This is a genomic window from Limnobaculum xujianqingii (assembly GCF_013394855.1).
In the GTDB taxonomy this organism is placed as follows: Bacteria; Pseudomonadota; Gammaproteobacteria; order Enterobacterales; family Enterobacteriaceae; genus Limnobaculum; species Limnobaculum xujianqingii.
Genome location: NZ_JABMLK010000001.1, coordinates 596,642 through 617,261, shown reverse-complemented (window position 1 = coordinate 617,261; position 20,620 = coordinate 596,642). Strand labels below are relative to the sequence as shown.

At 44.4% G+C, this 20,620-nt stretch carries 19 protein-coding genes; 7 read left to right on the top strand and 12 right to left on the bottom strand.

From position 1 onward, the window contains the following. Nucleotides 1–174: 174 nt before the first annotated feature. Nucleotides 175–1,311: a hypothetical protein gene (locus GOL65_RS02545; protein WP_140918645.1), complete on the bottom strand. Its 1,137-nt coding sequence runs from the start codon at nt 1,309–1,311 to the stop codon at nt 175–177. 214 nt (nt 1,312–1,525) lie between these two features. Here GOL65_RS02545 and GOL65_RS02540 point away from each other — a divergent pair, with 214 nt between their 5' ends. From GOL65_RS02540 to GOL65_RS02530, 3 genes are read left to right on the top strand one after another with little or no spacing between them, the layout of a single operon-like run. Beyond that, on the top strand, nt 1,526–2,125 hold the full coding sequence (locus GOL65_RS02540; protein ID WP_140918644.1) for an START domain-containing protein: 600 nt from the start codon (nt 1,526–1,528) through the stop codon (nt 2,123–2,125). Nucleotides 2,126–2,148: 23 nt separating this feature from the next. After that, nucleotides 2,149–3,288, top strand: coding sequence for an SEL1-like repeat protein (locus GOL65_RS02535; RefSeq protein WP_140918643.1), 1,140 nt, complete (start codon nt 2,149–2,151; stop codon nt 3,286–3,288). Nucleotides 3,289–3,311: 23 nt separating this feature from the next. After that, on the top strand, nt 3,312–3,881 hold the full coding sequence (locus GOL65_RS02530; protein WP_228723036.1) for a hypothetical protein: 570 nt from the start codon (nt 3,312–3,314) through the stop codon (nt 3,879–3,881). Between the two features lie 18 nt (nt 3,882–3,899). On the opposite strand, the gene GOL65_RS02525 is transcribed toward GOL65_RS02530, so the two are convergent. The 3 genes from GOL65_RS02525 to GOL65_RS02515 are packed head-to-tail and all read right to left on the bottom strand — an operon-like array spanning nt 3,900 to nt 7,467. Next, on the bottom strand, nt 3,900–4,574 hold the full coding sequence (locus GOL65_RS02525) for a DUF6304 family protein (RefSeq protein WP_140918642.1): 675 nt from the start codon (nt 4,572–4,574) through the stop codon (nt 3,900–3,902). Between the two features lie 20 nt (nt 4,575–4,594). Continuing rightward, nucleotides 4,595–6,412 (bottom strand): vWA domain-containing protein, encoded by a 1,818-nt coding sequence (locus tag GOL65_RS02520; protein ID WP_140918641.1) that lies wholly within the window; start codon nt 6,410–6,412, stop codon nt 4,595–4,597. Then, a complete protein-coding gene (locus tag GOL65_RS02515) occupies nt 6,412–7,467 on the bottom strand; it encodes an AAA family ATPase (protein WP_140918640.1) in 1,056 nt (351 codons plus the stop codon). The genes GOL65_RS02520 and GOL65_RS02515 overlap by 1 nt, the downstream gene beginning before the upstream one ends. Before the next feature lie 133 nt (nt 7,468–7,600). On the opposite strand from GOL65_RS02515, the gene GOL65_RS02510 reads away from it, so the two are divergent. Further along, entirely contained in the window at nt 7,601–8,335 is a 735-nt protein-coding gene (locus GOL65_RS02510) for an MmcQ/YjbR family DNA-binding protein (protein ID WP_228723035.1), read from the top strand. Nucleotides 8,336–8,492: 157 nt separating this feature from the next. Next, nucleotides 8,493–9,494: an XdhC family protein gene (locus tag GOL65_RS02505; protein ID WP_140918639.1), complete on the top strand. Its 1,002-nt coding sequence runs from the start codon at nt 8,493–8,495 to the stop codon at nt 9,492–9,494. On the opposite strand, the gene GOL65_RS02500 is transcribed toward GOL65_RS02505, so the two are convergent. Genes GOL65_RS02500 through GOL65_RS02480 form a run of 5 tightly spaced genes read right to left on the bottom strand, consistent with a single transcriptional unit; the run spans nt 9,466 to nt 14,579 of the window. After that, entirely contained in the window at nt 9,466–10,020 is a 555-nt protein-coding gene (locus tag GOL65_RS02500; RefSeq protein WP_140918638.1) for a nucleotidyltransferase family protein, read from the bottom strand. The genes GOL65_RS02505 and GOL65_RS02500 overlap by 29 nt on opposite strands. Then, nucleotides 10,021–12,255 (bottom strand): xanthine dehydrogenase family protein molybdopterin-binding subunit, encoded by a 2,235-nt coding sequence (locus GOL65_RS02495; RefSeq protein ID WP_140918637.1) that lies wholly within the window; start codon nt 12,253–12,255, stop codon nt 10,021–10,023. A 2-nt stretch (nt 12,256–12,257) separates the two neighbouring features. Beyond that, nucleotides 12,258–12,710 (bottom strand): (2Fe-2S)-binding protein, encoded by a 453-nt coding sequence (locus GOL65_RS02490; RefSeq protein WP_140918636.1) that lies wholly within the window; start codon nt 12,708–12,710, stop codon nt 12,258–12,260. Beyond that, nucleotides 12,707–14,083, bottom strand: a complete 1,377-nt coding sequence (locus GOL65_RS02485) for a c-type cytochrome (RefSeq protein WP_140918635.1) — start codon at nt 14,081–14,083, stop codon at nt 12,707–12,709. Before GOL65_RS02485 ends, GOL65_RS02490 begins: the two co-directional genes overlap by 4 nt. A 31-nt stretch (nt 14,084–14,114) precedes the next feature. Continuing rightward, nucleotides 14,115–14,579 carry a MarR family winged helix-turn-helix transcriptional regulator gene (locus tag GOL65_RS02480; protein WP_140918634.1) on the bottom strand — a complete coding sequence of 155 codons (465 nt, stop codon included), beginning with the start codon at nt 14,577–14,579 and terminating at the stop codon, nt 14,115–14,117. A 160-nt stretch (nt 14,580–14,739) separates the two neighbouring features. Between GOL65_RS02480 and GOL65_RS02475 the strand changes: the two genes are divergently transcribed. Next, nucleotides 14,740–15,240 carry a hypothetical protein gene (locus GOL65_RS02475; protein WP_140918633.1) on the top strand — a complete coding sequence of 167 codons (501 nt, stop codon included), beginning with the start codon at nt 14,740–14,742 and terminating at the stop codon, nt 15,238–15,240. Between the two features lie 135 nt (nt 15,241–15,375). Here the strand turns inward: GOL65_RS02475 and tehB are convergent, their stop codons facing one another. Genes tehB through norV form a run of 3 tightly spaced genes read right to left on the bottom strand, consistent with a single transcriptional unit; the run spans nt 15,376 to nt 18,846 of the window. Further along, nucleotides 15,376–16,236 carry an SAM-dependent methyltransferase TehB gene (tehB, locus tag GOL65_RS02470; protein ID WP_140918632.1) on the bottom strand — a complete coding sequence of 287 codons (861 nt, stop codon included), beginning with the start codon at nt 16,234–16,236 and terminating at the stop codon, nt 15,376–15,378. A 35-nt stretch (nt 16,237–16,271) separates the two neighbouring features. Next, nucleotides 16,272–17,405 (bottom strand): NADH:flavorubredoxin reductase NorW, encoded by a 1,134-nt coding sequence (gene norW, locus GOL65_RS02465; RefSeq protein WP_140918631.1) that lies wholly within the window; start codon nt 17,403–17,405, stop codon nt 16,272–16,274. A gap of 10 nt (nt 17,406–17,415) precedes the next feature. Beyond that, nucleotides 17,416–18,846 carry an anaerobic nitric oxide reductase flavorubredoxin gene (gene norV, locus GOL65_RS02460; RefSeq protein ID WP_140918630.1) on the bottom strand — a complete coding sequence of 477 codons (1,431 nt, stop codon included), beginning with the start codon at nt 18,844–18,846 and terminating at the stop codon, nt 17,416–17,418. Nucleotides 18,847–19,010: 164 nt separating this feature from the next. Here norV and norR point away from each other — a divergent pair, with 164 nt between their 5' ends. Continuing rightward, nucleotides 19,011–20,549 (top strand): nitric oxide reductase transcriptional regulator NorR, encoded by a 1,539-nt coding sequence (gene norR / locus GOL65_RS02455; protein ID WP_140918629.1) that lies wholly within the window; start codon nt 19,011–19,013, stop codon nt 20,547–20,549. Nucleotides 20,550–20,620 lie beyond the last annotated feature (71 nt).

Below are 20,620 nucleotides of genomic sequence, written 5' to 3'. Positions count from 1 at the left end.
CATCTTTTTAGTATCAAATGTTTTTAAAACGCCATTAGCAGCTCAGTATCAAAAGAAATTCAAACCGGTATCAAAAGATTTCGCGCGCTACAATCAGTAACGTAGTTTATTTTTATTGAGTTAATACTGAAAAAACGGCGGGAGTGATTCCGCCGTTTTTGTTAATTAATACCGTTAATATACCCGCATTTCTTCAAGGAACTTTTCAGCAATACTGGCAGCTTCCCGAGCGGCATTAAGTTGTGTATTGATGTAGTTACTATCGTAAATATGTCGGGCATCTTCATCAAAATCATATCGCTGGTTATCTTTAGCGCGATTATAGGAATAACGGATATACAGGCTATCACGGTAAAGATAAGCCGTGTTGCACCTAACGTAATACTCTTGTGAACAATTGAGTACCACAGGTTCTGGTTGCTGATGTAACCAGTCAGGATGTTTAACCACCGTACTCACACCAGAACGATAGAATTCATAGGTCGTAACTCCACTATCAAACTGAACGGTTTGCAACCAGTCGGTGTAGTAATAAGGGCTATAGGGCAATTGTCCCTGCAATCGTTGAATGTTTCGCGAGCCGTTTAATGCTTCTTGTAATTGTTGCCAGCCGCTTTCATTGTCTGATGCTGAACGTTTTAATATTAAATTGCTTAACCTCAGACTCTGCGAGTTTCCCGCACAATAAGCCTTTTGCCAGGACGTTTGTGGCGAGCGACAAAGTTCATAAAAACTAAATTCCAGTTTATCTATTGGAAACGCCACATCAGTAGAAAAAGACTGGCAAAACTTCTTAGAGGAAACATTGAAGGTTTCATCGCCCTGTACGACCCAAAAATCATCACCATAAACAGGATGCAGACGGTAAATCACCCCCGGTTCAAGCGATATTAAGCGCCCCTTAGCAATACAATCTTTGTCAGGTCGGTTTTCCCAGGATTCCCATAGGGGAACACCGACTAAATATACCGGCCAGAATAGGCCACCTGAAAGTGGCAGAATACCGTAGAAAATGATCGCGCCTATCGTAGCTATTTTTTTTCGCTGATTTTTCCAAAACAGCTGTATACATCTGATAATTCCGCTAAAGACGACAGCAGAAACGGTATAGAGCATCAGTTCTGAGCCCTGATAAGAGTGCCTGAACTGGTACAGTAGCGCCAGAGCAATAACGGCAACCGTTGTGCAGTAGATCAATACATATCGGTATCGTTTTAAGAAAAATGGCACAAAATAAAAGGGAAAGAACAAAACCGGTAATAATAGCCACCAGAAGATATAGGCCTCAGGGGATGGAAAAGAGAGCATCATTTATCCCTAAATTATTGATATCAGCTACCACTGCATTTAGCACCAACCCATACTAACAACCCGAAGATTAAACGCAAAGCTTATGATGCACCCAATGCGGCATGAGATATTGTTTTTATTCAGATTATTGGTAAGGTGATTAAGAAACACTAAATCCGCCATTGAGCTGATATACTGCCAGAAATAGGGAACAGCTGACTAAAAAGGACTCATCATGTCATACCGTATTATTGCGCTACTCCTGCTGTTTATTAGTTCATTGGCCCATGCGGATAACTGGCAGCTTGCCGTTGATAAAGAAGATATTCGCGTATTCTTATCTACTCCTGCAGACTCTTCATTTAAAGCCTATCGCGCTGAAACTACTATCAAAGCCCAGCCACAGGTTATTGCCACAATGTTGGCGGATATGCCTCTTTCCTGTCGATTAATGTACGGCTGTAAACAGGCCCGACTGATTAAACAAGAAGGCTACAATTACTGGGCTTACTCACAAATTAAAACTGCGTGGCCAGTATCCGATCGGGATTTGTCGATCCTCAGCCGTGCAGAGCAGGATAAAGATGGCACCATTACCGTTAACATCACTGCATTACCACAAAACGTTCCGCCTGCTGAGGGGCATATTCGTATCACCAAACTTGATGGATTCTGGAAATTCATTCCTGTTGATGCGCAAACCACCAAAGTTATTTATCAGGTAGCGGCAGAACCAGGTGGTAGTGTTCCTGCCTGGCTGGCAAACCAGTTTGTTGTCGATGGGCCGTTTGAGACCTTGAAAGCGTTTAGGTTGCATGCGGAAGCGATGAAATAAAAGGTATTTACAGGGATGCATAGTTGAATTTCATTACTCGTTTTTTATCCCGACGTTCTTCGCCAACGGATGCAGAAGAGCAGTTTCAATTGGCCAAACGTTATGTAGCTCAGAGTGAGTTTTCACAGGCTGTTTATTGGTATGAGCAAGCGGCCGTTCAGGGAAGTACTAATGCTCAAAATAACCTTGGTCTGCTATATGAACATGGTTCCGGGGTCCTTGCGGATATAAAACAGGCACTGTCTTTATATCGTCAGGCAGCAGAACTTGGTAATGCAAAAGCACAACATAATCTTGGGCGGTTATATCATTTAGGTGAAGGCGTTGAGCAAGATTATCAACAGGCGACCTTTTGGTATCTCAAAGCAATAGAAAAAGAAGATCATCCGTACTCGTTATACGCGCTGGGTACTATCTATTATGATGAAACGTTTTTAGGAAAAGATTGGAATAAAGCGATCCTTTACTGGCAACGCGCTGCACAGAATAATTTTAGCGAAGCCCAATTCAGATTGGGGAGCGAATATCATTTTGGTGGTGCAGTTGAAATGGATAGTAAACAAGCGGTGTATTGGTATCAACAGGCAGCCGGACAGCAACATCCTATCTCATTGTTTAACCTGGCCTATATGTATGACGATGGAACAGGATGTTTGCAAGACAGAGAAAAAGGTTTCTCTTGCCTTCAGCGCTCTGCGGAATTGGGATATTTTCAGGCACAGCTCAATCTGTTTTATATGTATCAACATGGTGAAGGAGTTGAACGAAACAGCGAAAAGGCATTTTACTGGTGCCAAAAAGCTGCCGCTCAAAATAATACAGAGGCTTTATGTTGCCTTTCAATATTCTATTTAAACAGTGGTGATAACACTCAGTGCAAAAAGGCCGTTAACATTCTGCATAAACTTGCCGCTCAAAACGTACCAGACGCACAGTTTCTATTGGGTATTGCCTGTCAGGAAGGAAGAGGAATTGATCAGGAGCCTCAACTGGCTATTGATTGGTATACCAAAGCTGCTGAACAAGGTCATCGCGGTGCTCAACGTAATCTGATAGCTGCACAGAATATGGATATCCGATTTGATCGTTATGCACCTGATATCAGTATGAGCCCGGAAAATCTGCTGTTATGGTCAGGGACGCCTGCAAAACGATCAAAATAGAATGAATAGACGAAGAGTCAGATATGGAATACAGCGCGCAATTTATTGATGTTAATCAGAATAGTAATGATATAAGCAGTCATCTTTGCAGAGTCGATATTAATTCTTTCTCCAGCCGTTCAACGATAAGAAGAGAAGTCTTAGTCTGTAAAAATAATCAGCCTGTTATTATTCTTGGCATTTTTGCAGAGATAGACGAGGACGGCTATTTGCTTGAGCAGTGTTTTTGTGACGTTCTTTGTAATGATAAGACAATTGCAGTGTTATATGGTCAGCATGCTCATTTATTTGATATAGCCTCGAGTGAAGTAAAAAGCATATTTCTTCATGACTATGTTGGTTATCTATATCCGGTTCCCGATATTTTCGCCGAAGTACTCAGTGATACTTTTCTGGTAGCTACCTTCTCATATATTTTTCTGGTTGATATAAATACGGGAATAGTCTGGCAGTCAAAACAATGCGCTATTGATGGTGTAATCATTAATGATATTCGGAACAATATTATTTATGGCTCTGGTGAGTGGGACCCACCTGATGGATGGGAGCCATTTTGGCTGTCATTAAGCAACGGTAACTTTGTTAAACCATAAACTAATCTAGAACGCTATTTAAAAGCTTTTATACATCCATACCGCGCCAGTATTCTCATCATACTCGGGGCAGATAAATGTTTCCTGTACGGTAATGTGTTTGTTTTCTTTAATGCTTTTATCCCACAGATCCATCAGTGAATGTTTATCATCGACAGTTACAACGTCACCTTTCATTAACCTGAAACAGGCCAAAGCGCCAAAATCGTTATTACCCACAGGGTGGTAGCTTGAAAAACGACATGACATACAACAGCGAAGTCGGCAACCCTCAGGCAGCAGTTTTTGTAGAGTGATGAGAACATCCTCTACAAATGAGAATACCCCTGTAGTGCCGTATGTTTGATTATTGTATTCGAGAGAAAATGTAATATCGTTTTTCTCATTCCGGTAATCAAAATTTAATAACAGAACGCCTGATGTCATCACCGTATCTTTCTGAATCGATAGTGGCAGTTTTACGCAGAATAAACCTTCAATAGTATCGAATTTATCCATGACAAATGTAGCCAATGCTTTTTGCCTATCCCCATCAGAAAACGAAAGAAGATTAAAAGAGGTACCCGTTAGTCGAATGCCTCTTAATTCTAACTGCAAGGAATATCCGTTGGAATAACACAATACATCGTTTGTGCCGTAATCATCGGTGAAAATGACAGGAAACGAGAATATATCTTTGGTCATTATTTGCATCGAATCTCTCAAATCGTATTTCACTGTATTCTGAACTGCTCACCACGAGGAACAAAGGGTAAACGCCGTCCCTCCGGCAGCAACCATGCATGTTCCATCGAGATATTAATCTGACTTTCACAATATCCATCGGTAATTATCAACACCGGCCCAACGCTGGGAAAATCACCCTGTTTTGATAACCGGGTAAGGAGATCGATTCCCGGTTGTAATACTGTGCCGCCTCGCCCCTGAAGGGTGAAACGATAAAGTAATTGTTCCGGCTCAACCCAACCACGATCGTAAGCCTGAGCATCACAGCAGATTAAGCGCACCATAAAAACATCATGGGCCAGCGAATAGCTGGCAATAGCGCCCAGCGCTTTCCCTAACAGAACAGGGTCCATTGAACCGGAGGTATCCAAAACCACGCCGAATACCCGGGACAGGCGACTTTCATCTGAAGGTTTAGCCAGAGAAGGGCGTGGAATATTGGGCGTAGCCGACTGACGCCGGGAGGGGCGCGCATAGCTACGATGGGATTCTGGTGGTGGAAAATGCTCATCAAACCACTCGGCAAGTCGAACATCCCACGGGATCGGTGGTTGAGCAAGACTGCGAATCTCCTCGATCAGTCCTGCTGGCATTGTTCCACGCGAAGAACCATACAAACAGCGTTCAAGTCCTTGATTTAAAGCTCTGCGGCACCACGCTTCCGCATTGACAAAAATAGAACCTTCGTCGTTACCCAGAATATCACCTTCACCGGCATTTCCACGTAAGGTAATCAGTTTTCTGGCCCGGCGCACATCCTGTGCCAGAATGTCATAAATCTCTTCGCTGGATGAATTTGCAAACTGAGAATCATATAACAAACCTAATGATGGTGGCGTACCGACCTGCATTTCAATTAACCAACTGTTAATTGAAAAATCACAGGCAACATTCCACAACAATGGGTCGCGTCCACGTCGACGAGAAGTATGATTTAAACCTGCATGAAGCAATTCATGGGCAAATACGAACAGACATTCAGCCTGATTGAGTCTGGCACTCGGGTTCATCCAAATTTTATGTGCTCCAACATCAATAGCGGCTACGCGGATATCATATTGACTACATAAATGAATATCCTCTTCAATATCAAAGCTGGCAGCCAGAGCACCCAATAAAGGAAAATAGTCCATTAGTTGGCGGCGGGCTTTTTGTGCCACTGTCAAAACTTTAGGACGAGCGTCAGTCGCTAAATGCCCACCCGCAATTTCCAACGCCTGCTGGACGCTTTGGGTAATGCCTTCGACAAAGAGCGCTTTCCAGTCGACTGGTTGCCCCCAGCGACGAGGAGGAGCCTCCAACTGGCAAAACCATGAGCCTGAACCGCCACACCAGATATGATGCCATTGCCTGAGTAAGTCCGGATAACCATCGGCTACCCATTCACGAAATACCACTTCCGCATCGTTACTCAGCTGTTCAGGAAAAGGCCAGTTCTGCAATTCACCGGGCAAAGGACCAATTTTGAGTTCATCGCAGAATTTATTAACTACGCTTAATGTCGCAAGTTCCCATAACATCTGGGGTGAACGTTTCTGAATTAAACCAAATCCCAACGTTACCAGCCCTTGAGCTATCATTCTTGACCATTGCTGTGGTGTTGCATGACGTTTGGCATTAAGCCAGATGTCACCATTCGGTGAGATAGCCAGCCAGGCTTTTGAGGAAACATACTGCCCATCATTATCAAAATGACAGCGTATTTCTCGCCATATGGGTTCGAACAGGCGGTGATTATTGATAAGGGTTATGCCTTCATGACAAGCTTCCAGTGCTGGATTATTGCGTATTTTTTCCCTGCTCATTAGCGAACCGCTAACCGTGGAAGGTCCCGTGCCACTTCTAATAAAAACCAGGAAGGAAGTTTACGCCCCTGATCGTCTTCACTCATGACCGATTGAGCAATTTCAACGCTAATACGTGCCAGTGATTTCAACCGATCTTTTGCCTGTATGGCTAGCTGTCGGTGTTCTCCCTTCAATGCAGATTCTTCAGCAGGTAACTCTTTATACAAATGAGACCTAAAAGCCTGAGCAAGAAAATAGAGAATATCACGATCGCCCGGTGCCTCTGGCCAGTTAGCATCACCTTTAATGATTGAAACTATAGTGAATTTTTGACGAATTTGTTTGATAAAACCTTTAAAACCACCCGCATGGGAAGGGGAAAGAAGCCCATAAATGAGAGCCTCAAGCATCTCATCACTAATATCGTTGCCAAAGGAGTGCAATGCATCAGATAACATATGCCAGCTGCGTGGTGTAGAGAAAGGTTCTTCATGTTTTGGTGGTTCATTCCAGAGCTGATCCGGACGCAGTTGAATATATTCAACCACCCATGGATGAATTCCAGACTCATTAATGGCCCAGTCCAACCATTGCCGATGATCGGCTCGTAGATGAATATGCACCATACGGTTAATCAATGCGGAAGGCATTGGTTTGACTATAGCGGCATCTTTTGCCCGGTTTCCAGCACCTATAACAATGGTGCCTTTTGGCAGTCGATATTCACCGACACGCTGCTCAAGAATCAATGAATAGAAAGCCTTCTGAATTTCATGAGATGACGCATTTAGCTCATCCAGAAACAGGATAAATGGCTCACTACGTACAATATTCACAGGGGGAAAGAAACGCGAACATTCACCATCAATTTGAGGAATACCCATTAAATCTTCCGGTGCAAGCTGACTGCCGAGCAGTGATACGCATTCCATGCCAACTTCATTAGCAAACTTCTGCACTAATGCACTTTTTCCGATCCCCGGCGCTCCCCACATAAATACCGGTCTGGTGGTGGCAACAGAAAGAAGGAAGTCAAACGCCTGTGCAGGCGAAAGCTGAATGGCTGAGAGCATGTTGTTTCATCCCTAAAATTAACTAAGCAGAAAATATCCTACGCTAAGACGGTTTTTGTACGGTAGGCATTTTTTATAATTTCCCCTGTTGCTTCGCAAATTTGAATTTTCAGGTATTTATGCGCACATTTATATGCCTAAATATAGCGATAAAGAAAGTCTCGATACGGTTACCGGACAGGGCGGAAAACAGCAGATGAAAAGCATTATCGATATATTTGGTCGTCGTAAAGTGGATATCCAGAAACTACTGGCTTACGGATTTAACCAACATGACAACCGTTATGTTTACTTAACGGATTTGATTGAAGGTCAGTTTGAAATGACGGTGGTGGTTTCATCCCAAGGCGTTGTATCAACGACGGTCATTGATACGTCCACTGGAGAGGATTATGTGCTTCATCATGTTGTGGCAACCACCGGCGCGTTTGTTGGAAAACTTCGTGAAGAGTATGAACGGGTTTTAACTGATATCGCGAAGGTATGCTTTATACCTGATGTTTTTAAAAGCCCGGTAACCAGGCAAGTCATTCAATTTATCAGAGATAAATACCATGATGAGCTGGAGTTCTTATGGCCTCGTACGCCTGATAATGCCATTTTTCGACGTCAGGATAATGCAAAATGGTACGGTGCAATATTAACGATAAAAAATAATAAGTTAGGCTTAGATGGGGAAGAGCGCATTGAGATCCTTGATTTACGCATGGACCCTGATGACATCATTGCACTTACCGACGGCAAAAAGTATTTTCCCGGTTTCCATATGAACAAAAAGTACTGGATAACTATTCGTCTGGATGGCTCTGTGTCTGTAGATGAGATTTTTATGCGAATAGATAATAGTTTTAAGCTTGCGGTGAAATGACCCGCAACGTTCCCGGCTCATAATCTCCATCAAATTCCACCAATAATCTATTCTGTTCTGACAATGGCTTTGGTCAAAATCAAAGCTATTTGCTTGCAAATGCAAATAATGATACAACTGAGTTAACCTATCTGAGCAATGTCTGTCCGGGAGGCTTATGGTTACTTCATCACTTCCAACTGACCAACGAGTTATTCTTCAAGCCATTGACTGGGCAATAGCTCAGCCGGTCTGGTTATGTACGGTACTAAAAACCTGGGGCTCTTCACCGCGATCTCCTGGGGCGTTGATGGTGGTTAATGCCGAGGGTAACTGGTGTGGATCATTATCCGGCGGCTGTGTCGAACAGAGTTTTCTTCGCCAGATAAAAGCCGGGCAGTGGCGCCAACTCAGCCAAATTGTAACCTATGGTGATGGAGGACTGGAGCCGGATACCCGATTGCCTTGTGGCGGCAGGCTGGATGTATTGGTTGAGTTTCTGCAGCCCGATGACAATACGCAACGCTATTTAAAAAGAATGCTTGCCGCGGTGAATGGCAGTCAACCCTTGCAAAAACAGCTGATATTGTCCCATGCCTGCCATAGTCTGAATGACGTGAATCAGAGAAGCGCTCCAGGCGTTGATCTATCAACGGGAATGGTAACCATCTGGCATGGTGCATCTCCACGATTGGTTGTGGCTGGCTGGTCCAGTGTGGCTGAATATTGCGTCTCCTTTGCTTATAGTTTGGGGTTTGAAGTTGTTATTTGTGAACCTCGTCCGCAGTTTTTGACACAATTACTTCCATTAGTCAGCTCGCCCATCAGTGTGTTGGAGCAGTTTCCTGCTGTGTATCTGGAGACTGAAGGTTGTCATCCTCAGACCGCGATAGTGGCGCTGACACATGATGCTCGCATGGATGATTTAACTATTATGGAGGCCGTAAATACCCCGGCGTTTTATATCGGCGTAATGGGCTCGGCTAAAAACAGTGAGAATCGATTGAAAAGACTGGCCCGGACAGGAGGGTTAACCGAATCAGAATTAGAACGAGTGCATGCCCCTGTTGGTCTGGATATTGGCAGCAAAACCCCTTCAGAAATTGCACTATCTGTGATGGCAGATATTGTAAAACATAAAAATCTGGCAACTATTCTTCAGGAAAATCACGATCGATAACCACACCCGGATGGCCGTTTAGCCTAAGCAATGAATGGTTAATCACGTTTTTAGCGCCTTCTTCATTACAGAGCTGGCATAACGCATCTCGCCATTGTTGAGAGAACCCGACAGGATGACCGGGCTGCTCCTGCCAATAAAGTCTGGCCTGCGAACTGTGTTGCAGGGCCTGTACGATACGATGATAATCCCTGACGGTAATTTCTGGCATATCAGCAGGTTGTATTAGCCAGCCATCCCAGTCATCGGTCGCTTTTACTCCCGCTGCAATACTTTCCCCCATACTCTGGCTGTTAAGCAGGGTTACTGCAATACCGTTATCAGCAGCCAGTTGTATGATGGGGATGTTGTCCGGACGGGTAACAATATGTAGCGGCAGTTGACTGGCGATCGCGGTTTCCAGTACTACGCTGAAAAGTGGGCGGCCATGATGAGCAGAAAGGGGAGCCATGAGTTTCTCTCCCTTTCCGCCAGCCGCCCGGTAGCGTTCACCTTTGCCTGCGGCGATCAGCAATATTCCTGGCATCTAACGCTCTAAAATAGCCGGGAAGGGCATTTCAGTGTAGGTTTTGCCCGTGGCAACCTGTAATGCGCTGGCAATAGCTGGCGTAACTACCGCAGTTGAAACTTCACCACAACCTTGCGGGGCACGTTCACTATCAAGAATAACCACTTCAATTTCTGGCTGCTCTGACAGCTGAAGTACACCGTAATTATTGTAGTTACTTTCCACGATGCCTCCATGTTCAAAATGAAGCTGACTGTGTAAGGCTCCACTCAGCGCAAAACCAATCCCACCTTCGATGTTTGCTTTGATAAGCCCCGGATTGATCACTTTACCGCACTCCACACCACATACCATTCGGGTGACCTTCCATGCACTACCCAGAACTTCTATTTCAGCAACCAGAGCCACATAACTGATAAAAGCTTCATCTCGTGCCACCCAGATATTGACGGCCATTCCCTGATAATGGTTATCCGCCAGAGGATTACCCCAACCTGCGGCATCCGCCGTCGCTTTTAATACTCGCTGCATTTCAGGCTCATTTTTTAGCAGTCGCATGCGGTATTCAAGTTGGTCTTTATTGGCTTTGATAGCCAGTTCACTAATGAAGCTTTCCAGAAAGAAGATACTGGCAACGCTACCTACACCGCGAAGAAAGCTCAGGGAGATATTTTGCTCAACGGTTATCGACTCCACTTTAAGTGCAGGAAGGTCATAGCGGGTGTTGTAGACACATTCAACAATGGTTTCATCCCAGCCACCGTTTTTTGTTACCCGTGAACGATGTAGTTGCCAGAATAATCCCTGACCAGCGTAGCGAGCCCATAGGGCTAAAGGATAACCATCCTCATCCAGCAATGCCTGATAATGACTGGTGTTTCCGGGACGATAATAGGCATGTTGAATATCAACCTCGCGAGGATAAATCACTTTAACCGGTTTACCCGTAGCTTTCGACGCCAGACAGGCATGCATAGCAGGGTCGGGAATATATTTCCTCCCATAACTGCCACCAAGAAGTGTGTTGTGCAGGGTGACGTTTTCAATAGGTACCCCGGCAAATATTGATATCAGCTTTTGGGCTAGATCCTGTCCCTGAAAAGGCCCCCAGGCGGTGACCCGATCTTTTTCTACATAGCATGTGCCATTGCAGGGTTCCATGGTGGCATGGGTGATGTAGGGTGCTTTGTAACGAGCTTCATGAAACCGGGAGCTATTTCGACCATTATCTATGATTCCCTGAGCATCACCGATATTGGTCGCAGTGATGAAATCATCACTTTCCAGTGCCTTTTTATTATCCTGGTTAATGGTTTCACTGGAAAAATTATCCTTATCACTGAATATCCACTCCACATCCAGCCGATCGGCAGCCTTTTTCGCCTGCCAGTAAGTTCTTGCGACCACAATAATGGTATTAGGAGCCATATCCGGGTCCAGTCGTGCCATATTCAGCGTTGACCAGTGGCGAGTGCGAACTAAAGCAATGACACCTGGCAGAGAAAGGATCTGTTTTTCGTTACGAATGCTGCCCAGTTTGCCATTCAGAGAAGGTCCCATCCAGGGTACGCCAATATGCAGATCTGGTACCTGAACATCGATACCAAATTCAGCACTGCCATCAACTTTCTCGCCACAATCGATACGGGGCAGGTTACGACCAATCAGGCTGCCTTTTTCCTGTTCGGCGGTTTTCAGTGCAGGATTAGCTTCCAGAGGAATATCCTGCGACCAGTGAATGAGATCGGAATAGGCAATTTTTTTACCCCGATGATCGTCAATAACAAAGCTATTTTCAGTGCGTAGCTGTTGAGCATCAACATTCCATTCACGTGCTGCGGCAGCGATGAAAAAGCATCTGGCCTGAGCACCGGCGACACGCATTCTCTGATAGAAGTTGGTCATGGAGGTTGAGGCGGCTACGAATTGAGATCTTTCTTCACCGCCAGATTCCTGACGATAGGCATCACGACCAATAACGAATTTAACTTTAACCTTATCCCAGTCAGCATCCATTTCGCTGGCTAATACAGTAGCTAATCCGGTATAGATACCCTGACCAACTTCGCATTGTGATACACCGATAACTATCTGATTATCAGCCCCAATCCAGATCCAGTCATTCATTGGTAAATCATCAGGGGGAAGCTCAGGGGAATTATAAATTAGTGCTGCGTTGGCTCCGGGTATCAAAGGAATAACCAGTGAGAAGATTGCCGCACTTTTTAAAAACTGACGACGTGACAGTGCCATGATTATTCTCCTTGTTCCTGATACAGGCGATGAATTGCCAGGCGAATACGGTGATAAGTTGCACAGCGACAGATGTTAGTGATTTCTTTATAAACTTGAGGTTCTGGAGGCAGAGGCTTACGAGCCATGACGGCAGAAACCGCCATAATCATGCCTGACTGGCAGTATCCACACTGAGGAACTTCTTCTTTTATCCAGGCTTTTTGAACCGGATGCGAACGGTCCGGGCTAAGCCCTTCAATAGTAGTAACATGTCGCCCCTCTACCAATAGCAATGGATAACAACAGGAGCGTACCGCTTCGCCATCTACATGTACGGTACAGGCTCCACAGGCACCGATTCCGCAGCCAAATTTTGTTCCTGTTAGCTGTTGATCTTCACGCAGGACCCATAACAAAGGCGTATCAGGCTCACCGTCAAACGTAACAGGTTTTCCATTTAGTATGAATTTCATTGTGAGGCTCCTTTACGACGAGAACGACGGAGAAACAGTGCTATCAGTAAAATAATGACAACGGCAGCAATGCCATAGAACACCGGTAATAATCTGACAATCAGCGGTTTTTCTCCCCCGGCTCTCAGAGTGGCAACATCACTGGCACTGACCTGACTGGAAGGATTACCAAAACGATGAGCAACATAATTGGTCAGTTGGGCAACCTGTTGGTCAGTTAATGCTTCGCCAAAAGCGGGCATATTACCGCCGCTTTTGGCGCCTTCTCTTTGAACGCCATCAAGAATGACTTTCACCAAATTGTTAGAGCGGGTGCTTCCCGTGGTGGTATTGGCATTTAGCGAAGGGAAAGTATTGTTATAAGCACCTTCACCATCACAGCGATGGCAGGCAGCACAAGCTTGTTGATAAAGTAGCGCCGCTTCATGGTCAATGTTTTCAGCTGTCTGAGGTTTTTGATTATGCTGCCATGCAGGGGTTAGATCGTCAGAATTGCGTATGGCGGGTATCTGACGCAAGTAAGCGATCATAGCACTGATATCGTTATCGGAAAGGTAACGCAGACTATGGTCAACAGCTTCAGCCATGCCGCCAGCAGCGGTGCCTTTACCGGGTAAATTTCCGCTTTTCAAATAGTGCGACAGGTCTGAATCACTCCATCCACCAATCCCGCTAACCGGGTCGGCAGTAATATTAGGTGCATGCCAGCCGCCAATATCACCTCCGGAAAAACGCTGCCCCATATCTTCACCCATCATAATATTTCGAGGGCTATGGCAGGCGGAGCAGTGACCCAGCACTTCTGTAAGATAGTAGCCACGTTCTATCTGAGGATTTTTTTGTGATGCTACTGATTCGGGAAGTTCAGCATTCAAAGGATTCCATATCGCCATTAATCCTCTGACTGACCAGGGAAAACTTAAGGATGTTTCAGGAGGTGGATTATCTGAGGCAGGAACACTTTGCTGAAACCAGATATAAAGCGCATGAATATCAGCATCACTTATTCCTTGGTATGCACTGTAAGGCATTGCAGGATAAAGATGTGTTCCATCAGCGCGAATTCCTTCTGTCACTGCCCGTTTAAACTGTTCTTCGGAATAACGACCAATCCCGTACTGTTCGGACGGTGTAATATTGGTCGCGATAATATTACCCATCGGGGTTGATATAGCCAGGCCACCGCTGTAATCCGCAGAGCCGGGAGCGACACCCCGATGACAAGCATTACAGTCCGCCGCCCGGGCCAGATAAGCGCCTCTGGCAAGCAATGCCGGATCATCAGGGGAGGTGCTTGAGTGGGAGGGGAAGGCCATCATTCCCAAAGCACCGATCAATAGAAGTAACGTTAAATTGCGTTTTTGTTTGCTCATTATGTTCACCGAAAGTGCTTTTGATTCGCCATTAATCTAAGGGATCATTTTGCGACAATATTTCAGTGGCCTGTGTTTTTATGGCATCCAGTACCTGCTGAAATAACGCGTATTGCTCTTGCGTAATATTAACCAGCATTTTTTTACGCACTTCCTGAGCGGCTTCATCCAGTTGATACAACATTTCTTTGCCCTGGTTAGTGATATGCAGAACTTTTGCCCGCTTATCATTTTTGTCTTCAATTCTTTCTATGTACTTTTTGTGGTTTAACCATGAAATAGCCCGCGAACACGTTGATATTTCCATCGCCAGAAAATCGGCAATTTGAGTCAGATTACAACCATTGCCGAGCTCATCCATCGCACTAAGAACCAGCCATTGAGGCTTGTTTATTTGAATGGGATATAGTGACTTTTCCATCGCCAGTTGCCACTGACGATTGGTTATATCAAGGTAAATACCCAGTGGATAAGGGCGCGGAGAAGTAGATTTCATAAAGCATCCAAATTACTTGCATTTGCAAACAATATGGCACTTTTATAATCAGTCTGCAAGTTGTTAAGAGCAATTGATGGTTGGTGAAATGTTCAATCAGAGTAACGAGAACGCCAAAAAAGGAGAGCTTTGGCATTAAATTTGAGGATAAGAAATGATAATGATGGATATATTACTCAGGTTACATATAAATATTTTCATGAGAAAAAAGTCTCAAAAAAATCATATGAAGGTTGCTGAAGAGATAGCTGCCTTACCGGTGGAAAATGAAAGTAATGATGATTCTTCATCGTTGGTTTCACAAATCGTGGGAATAGTTGGTGCAGGCATAATGGCCGAGGCTTCCGGTGGAGATGCCATGCAAGCTATTAATAATGGACTGGCCGATATGGCAGTTAATAACTCGGATAATCCGGAGCTAATGTCATCTGTGCGTTCAGGGTTGGACTCCATGACGCAGGCTGCAAACAGATGTGATTACTCAACTCCTTCAGGATTTAAAAGCTGTTGTAAGAATCAAATCAAAGGAAAATTGAGTAGCACCTCAAACAGTGATGGCACTGTGTCTTATGGCTGCTTACATCCGGATAAAATAGGAACAAGAGAAGGGTGTACATACTCAGGAAATACCATGGTAAATGTTTGTGCGATTAGTCCTTAGATTCAGGTTCTTTTGACGAGCAAAACATATTAAGTGAGCCTGCTGTATCGGTGTAATGAGCGGTGATATTCAGTTCACCTTCATCATGATACAGCAGGCAGTTTTAAGTAACGCATCCACCCAGGCAACGTCGAATCAAACCTTCCTGGCCAGCAGTGTTGCAAAGTGCAAGGTTATGCGATTACCGTTTGCATCAGTTTTATGTAACTGACCAACATTTTCATTGTATTTAATTATCTCCCAGCCCTGATAGTATTCTTTTAACTCACCGGATTTAAAGGTAAAAGAGAATGGCAGAGGGCATGGATAATCTTCCGTATCCATTGCGGCAACAATTAAGTTATAACCATTTGGGACCGTAGATTTCTGCATATTATCGATCAATGCAGGGATTCTATCCCTCTCCAGAAACATAAAGACTACGGTTGAGAGAATAAAATCATAGTCACCACTAAAATTAATGCTGTTTAAATCCACTACGTTAACGGTAATACCAGAAAGTGCTTCGGTAGTTATCAGATTATTGACGGCATCGATACTGGTGGAATTTTTATCCCATGCGGCAACGTTAAATCCCTTCAAATTTAAATACAACGCATTACGGCCAGAACCACAGCCTAAATCTAACACTTTACCCGGTGGGATAATATTTGCGGCTTCAATAACTTCAGAATGTGTCGAAGTAAGCTGATATTTTTTATTAAAGTACTCTTCGGCGGTGCAATAAAAGGCTAACTGACACTGCATGTCGTCAGAGTAATCTGCAATCCGATGCCATTGTTGTGGTTCTACAAACGGTGTATCGCTTTCGGGGGTAAAAACCAATGTTTTGATGGTATCTCCTGATTCAGTCATCATCGCGAAGCTCAGAGTACCTTGCAGGATGGTTAATTTTGCCCAGGTTCCCGCTTTAGTATTGTGCTGTTGGGTAAAGCTTTGGGGTAGGTTTTCATTATTCCAGATTGGCATCGTTTTATAACATAGTAATTCTTTCATCTATTACGTCCTGTTTTTCCAGAAGGGTTCAATAATTAAAGCGTTAGTTCACGCAGTAAAGTAAAAGCCTGCGATGTATGATTTTCACTGGTGATAAAAGCTCTGAACTGTTTTAGATGATCAAAACCACGGGCAACCATTCCTGTCTGGCTTAAGGTGATATCCCAGTTTAGATCCTGACGATGAGTTTCACCGGCTAAGAATAGTGGAAGGTCGGGGGTTTTTACTTTAACCAGCATTGCCGGGAGCAGTAATTTTTCCTCTGCGCCCAGTAAATTTTTAGCCAGAACCATAGCGCCCAGCTGAATTGGCTGCAGAAAAGACTGCACTTTACCTTCGACTTCAGCGCAATCGCCTAATGCATAAATATCCGTATCGGAGGTTTGTAGCTGGCTATTTACCCTGATACCTCGTTGTACCTCTAATCCGGATGCAGCAGCCAATACAATATTGGGTTTCAGACCAATAGAGGCAATAACTGCATCGACTTCTGCGATATACCCGTTGCGTAACGTGGCACTTATTCCGTCAGCCGTTTCTTTTACGCTGGTCAGTTCATTATTCAGTGCTAATTGAATTCCTGTCTGACTGAATTTATGTGTCAAACGACTGCTGAGTTCTACCGGCATTAACAGAGGCAATATGCTATGAGCACGGTCAACCAATATCACTTGTTTACCGGAACGTTGTAAATCCATGGCCAGCTCACTGCCGATCAATCCTGCACCCAGTACCATAACCCTGTTTGCTGACTGCAAACGAGCCTGATATCGCCGGTATTCATCCTGACTATTGAAGGTGATAATCAAATCACTTCCCGGTATAGAGGGAACAATAGGGTGCGCTCCGGTTGCCAGTACTAATTTCTGATAGCTAATGCGCAGATCGCCACAAACGATCTGTTTTGCAGGGCGATCAATGGTTGTCACAGAAGTATTGGCATAAATCCGTAGGTTATTTTCTTCAGCAAATTGTTCAGCCGATTGTCGGGTTAGATCATCAGCACTCTGTTTCAGACTGAATACGTGGCTTAAATCCGGCTTGTTATATTCAACACAGTTGTCCGCAGCAATTAAGGTAACAGGTACCTGTTTATTAAGCTTACGAATAGTTTTTACCAGTTGGCGGGCAGCAAAACCTGAACCAACAATAACGATATTGTTTTCCATTTATCCCCCATTACATTGGATCAAATACTGATTTGCCCAATGCACAACCAGGGCACAGGAATGAATCGGGTACATCAGACCATGCAGTTCCCGGGTCGACGTTTTGTAACGGTTCACCCAATGCTGGATCGTAAACCCACTGACAGACGCTACATATCATGCTAACGCTGATGTAATCTGCTGTTTTTACCGAATTATCCTCATTGGTTGCAGGCGTAGCTGCCAGAGCAGGGGCATCTAATGGATGTAATGCCCATTCACGGGCAATTTTACGACCGTGCTCCCGGCATTCATCAAGAGCGCTACCATCAGGACGCCATTTAGTTTTAAGCGAGAGGGAAATATCAAATCCTGCGTCCATTAAGCGAGTCTGGATGCGATCGACTGCGCCGCCGGTCCAGCCAAAACTGCCAAAAGCGGATGCTCTTTTATTACGAAAACGCAGGCCGGTCAGCTCTTCCAGCATGCCGGCAACTTTTGGCATCATGACATTATTCATGGTTGATGAACCGACGAGAACGCCTTTTGAACGGAATATCTGGGTTAAGATTTCATTTTTATCGTGGCGAGCAATATTGTAGATTTTTACCGCAACAGAGGGGTCTGTATCATGAATCCCTTGAGCGATAGCATCGGCCATCATTCGGGTATTTGATGACATAGTATCGTAAAAAATAGTAATACGGTCTTCCTGATAATCGGCTGCCCACTCAAGATATTTCTCTACAATTTGCGTCGGATTATCACGCCATACAATACCATGTGATGTGGCAATCATTGATACCGGCAGGTTAAACCCGAGAATTTCATGAATCTTAGGAGTAACCAGTCGGCTGAAAGGCGTGAGGATATTGGCGTAATAACGAATACACTGTTCATAGAGTTCTATCTGATCCACTTCATCATTAAACAGATGTTCATCACAGTAGTGCTGACCAAAAGCGTCATTACTGAATAACACAGCATCTTCAGTCATATAGGTCATCATACTGTCTGGCCAGTGAAGCATTGGCGTTTCGACAAAAATAAGTTGCTTACCGTTGCCAATATCTAACGTATCACCGGTTTTAACCGTGTGGAAATTCCATTCGGGATGATGATGATGACCATTGATAGAGTCGATAGCATTAGTTGTGCAGTAAATAGGGGTATTGGGAATACGAGCCATTAATTCACTCAATGCACCGGCATGATCTTCTTCAGCATGATTGATAATGATGTAATCGATAGCATTAAGATCGATTTCTTGTTCCAGATTGGCAATGAAATCCCGGCTAAACTTTTTATCAACGGTATCAATCAGTACGTTTTTGCCTTCACGGATCAGATAGCTGTTATAGCTGCTACCCTGTGTTGTTTTATATTCGGTACCGTGAAAATCACGAACTTCCCAATCTCTTTGTCCAACCCAACTGATATTGTTTTTAACTTGAATAGCCATAGTTGTTTCCTGAAATTAAATTGAATGGTTTCCTTATCTGGTAATAGCAAGTAGTGTGCCAATAGTTAATTTGTTGATTTTAATTACAATAAAAAACAAATTAGTCATATTGACAATGTGGTATTATTGTCAATATGACTAACACTATGTCTGAATGACAAACTATGAAGCTATCTATTCAATCTCTGGCAAATATTGCTATCGAATTACAACATGGCCTGGCGGGGCGCGATCGGTTTCAACGACTGATTAGTAGCGTCAGAGAGCTGCTGCAGTGTGATGCATCTGCACTATTACGTTATGAAAATCAACAGTTCAGGCCGTTGGCGATTGATGGCTTATCACCTGATGTGCTTGGTCGCCGTTTTGCGTTGTCATCACACCCCCGGCTGGAAGCGATAGCCAGAGCGGGTAACGTTGTGCGTTTCCCGGCAGATAGTCAGTTGCCCGATCCCTATGATGGTTTAATACCAGGTCATGATGAACTTAAAGTTCATGCTTGTATTGGCTTGCCGCTGTTTGCCGATCAGGAATTGATCGGGGCATTGACTTTCGACAGCCTGAATCCTGCACAGTTTGATGTATTTAGCGATGAGGAATTGTGGTTAATTGGAGCGCTGGCATCTTCTGCGCTAAACACTGCACTTTTGGTTTCTATGCTGGAAAAAGGGGCGTTGCCAACGACCGGTGAGATTAATTCCGGAAAGCAGAGTACATATCGCGCAGATGAAGAAATGGTGGGGCTTTCTGAGCCAATGAAGCAACTCCAACATGAGATTAGTGTAGTTGCAGGTTCTGAACTGAATGTGCTGATTACTGGTGAAACCGGTGTTGGTAAAGAACTGGTGGCTAATGCGATACATCAATTATCGCCGCGCGCAGATAAACCAATGGTGTATTTAAACTGTGCTGCATTGCCGGAAAGTGTGGCGGAGAGTGAACTTTTTGGACATGTTAAAGGGGCATTTACCGGCGCTATACATAATCGAACAGGTAAGTTCGAGATGGCAGATAACGGTACGCTATTTCTGGATGAAATAGGTGAGCTGTCGTTGGTACTTCAGGCCAAGCTCTTGCGGGTGATCCAGTACGGAGATTTACAGCGGGTAGGGGAAGACAGTACCAAGAGGGTTAACGTGCGAATTCTGGCGGCGACCAATCGTGATTTAAAACAGGCCACAATAGCAGGGAGTTTTCGAGTCGATTTGTTTCATAGACTGAGTGTATTCCCGTTGTATGTACCTTCGCTGAGGGAAAGAAAAGGCGATGTTGTGCTGTTGGCCGGATTCTTTGTTGAGCAGATTAGAAATAAACTGGGCCTTACTCAAATTAGCCTTCCTGCGGATACTTTATCCATGTTAGAAAGCTATGACTGGCCTGGTAACGTACGTGAAATGAAACATGCTATTGAACGTGCGGCCGTTTTAGCTCGCGCAGCACAAAATCAGGGTGAGGTAATATTGCATCGTTATCTGTTTAATTTACCGATATCTGAACCACAAGAAGAAACAAACAGCAATCTGATTGCGACAGTGACAGCCTCATCATCGTTAAATCTTCAGCAGGCAACTCAGGGCTTTCAACGTCAGATGATTGCCAATACTCTGAAGGACAATCAAATGAACTGGTCCGCGAGTGCCCGGGCCTTAGGGCTTGATGTCGGTAACTTGCATCGACTGGCAAAGCGGTTAGGGATGAAGTAATAAAGAGAACGATACTTGTATTACCTTGTTGATCGCCGCCTTAGTTGGCGGCTTTGTGCCATTTAGTTATT

Excerpts from the sequence above, each read along its gene's own strand:
- GOL65_RS02525 (WP_140918642.1), bottom strand. The coding sequence starts at position 4,574 with ATGCAAATAATGACCAAAGATATATTCTCGTTTCCTGTCATTTTCACC.
- tehB (WP_140918632.1), bottom strand. The coding sequence starts at position 16,236 with ATGAAAGAATTACTATGTTATAAAACGATGCCAATCTGGAATAATGAA.
- norR (WP_140918629.1), top strand. The coding sequence starts at position 19,011 with ATGAAGCTATCTATTCAATCTCTGGCAAATATTGCTATCGAATTACAA.
- GOL65_RS02500 (WP_140918638.1), bottom strand. The coding sequence starts at position 10,020 with ATGCCAGGAATATTGCTGATCGCCGCAGGCAAAGGTGAACGCTACCGG.
- GOL65_RS02475 (WP_140918633.1), top strand. The coding sequence starts at position 14,740 with ATGATGGATATATTACTCAGGTTACATATAAATATTTTCATGAGAAAA.
- GOL65_RS02520 (WP_140918641.1), bottom strand. The coding sequence starts at position 6,412 with ATGAGCAGGGAAAAAATACGCAATAATCCAGCACTGGAAGCTTGTCAT.
- GOL65_RS02530 (WP_228723036.1), top strand. The coding sequence starts at position 3,312 with ATGGAATACAGCGCGCAATTTATTGATGTTAATCAGAATAGTAATGAT.
- GOL65_RS02490 (WP_140918636.1), bottom strand. The coding sequence starts at position 12,710 with ATGAAATTCATACTAAATGGAAAACCTGTTACGTTTGACGGTGAGCCT.
- GOL65_RS02540 (WP_140918644.1), top strand. The coding sequence starts at position 1,526 with ATGTCATACCGTATTATTGCGCTACTCCTGCTGTTTATTAGTTCATTG.
- GOL65_RS02510 (WP_228723035.1), top strand. The coding sequence starts at position 7,601 with ATGCCTAAATATAGCGATAAAGAAAGTCTCGATACGGTTACCGGACAG.
- GOL65_RS02505 (WP_140918639.1), top strand. The coding sequence starts at position 8,493 with ATGGTTACTTCATCACTTCCAACTGACCAACGAGTTATTCTTCAAGCC.
- norV (WP_140918630.1), bottom strand. The coding sequence starts at position 18,846 with ATGGCTATTCAAGTTAAAAACAATATCAGTTGGGTTGGACAAAGAGAT.
- GOL65_RS02545 (WP_140918645.1), bottom strand. The coding sequence starts at position 1,311 with ATGATGCTCTCTTTTCCATCCCCTGAGGCCTATATCTTCTGGTGGCTA.
- GOL65_RS02485 (WP_140918635.1), bottom strand. The coding sequence starts at position 14,083 with ATGAGCAAACAAAAACGCAATTTAACGTTACTTCTATTGATCGGTGCT.
- GOL65_RS02495 (WP_140918637.1), bottom strand. The coding sequence starts at position 12,255 with ATGGCACTGTCACGTCGTCAGTTTTTAAAAAGTGCGGCAATCTTCTCA.
- norW (WP_140918631.1), bottom strand. The coding sequence starts at position 17,405 with ATGGAAAACAATATCGTTATTGTTGGTTCAGGTTTTGCTGCCCGCCAA.
- GOL65_RS02480 (WP_140918634.1), bottom strand. The coding sequence starts at position 14,579 with ATGAAATCTACTTCTCCGCGCCCTTATCCACTGGGTATTTACCTTGAT.
- GOL65_RS02515 (WP_140918640.1), bottom strand. The coding sequence starts at position 7,467 with ATGCTCTCAGCCATTCAGCTTTCGCCTGCACAGGCGTTTGACTTCCTT.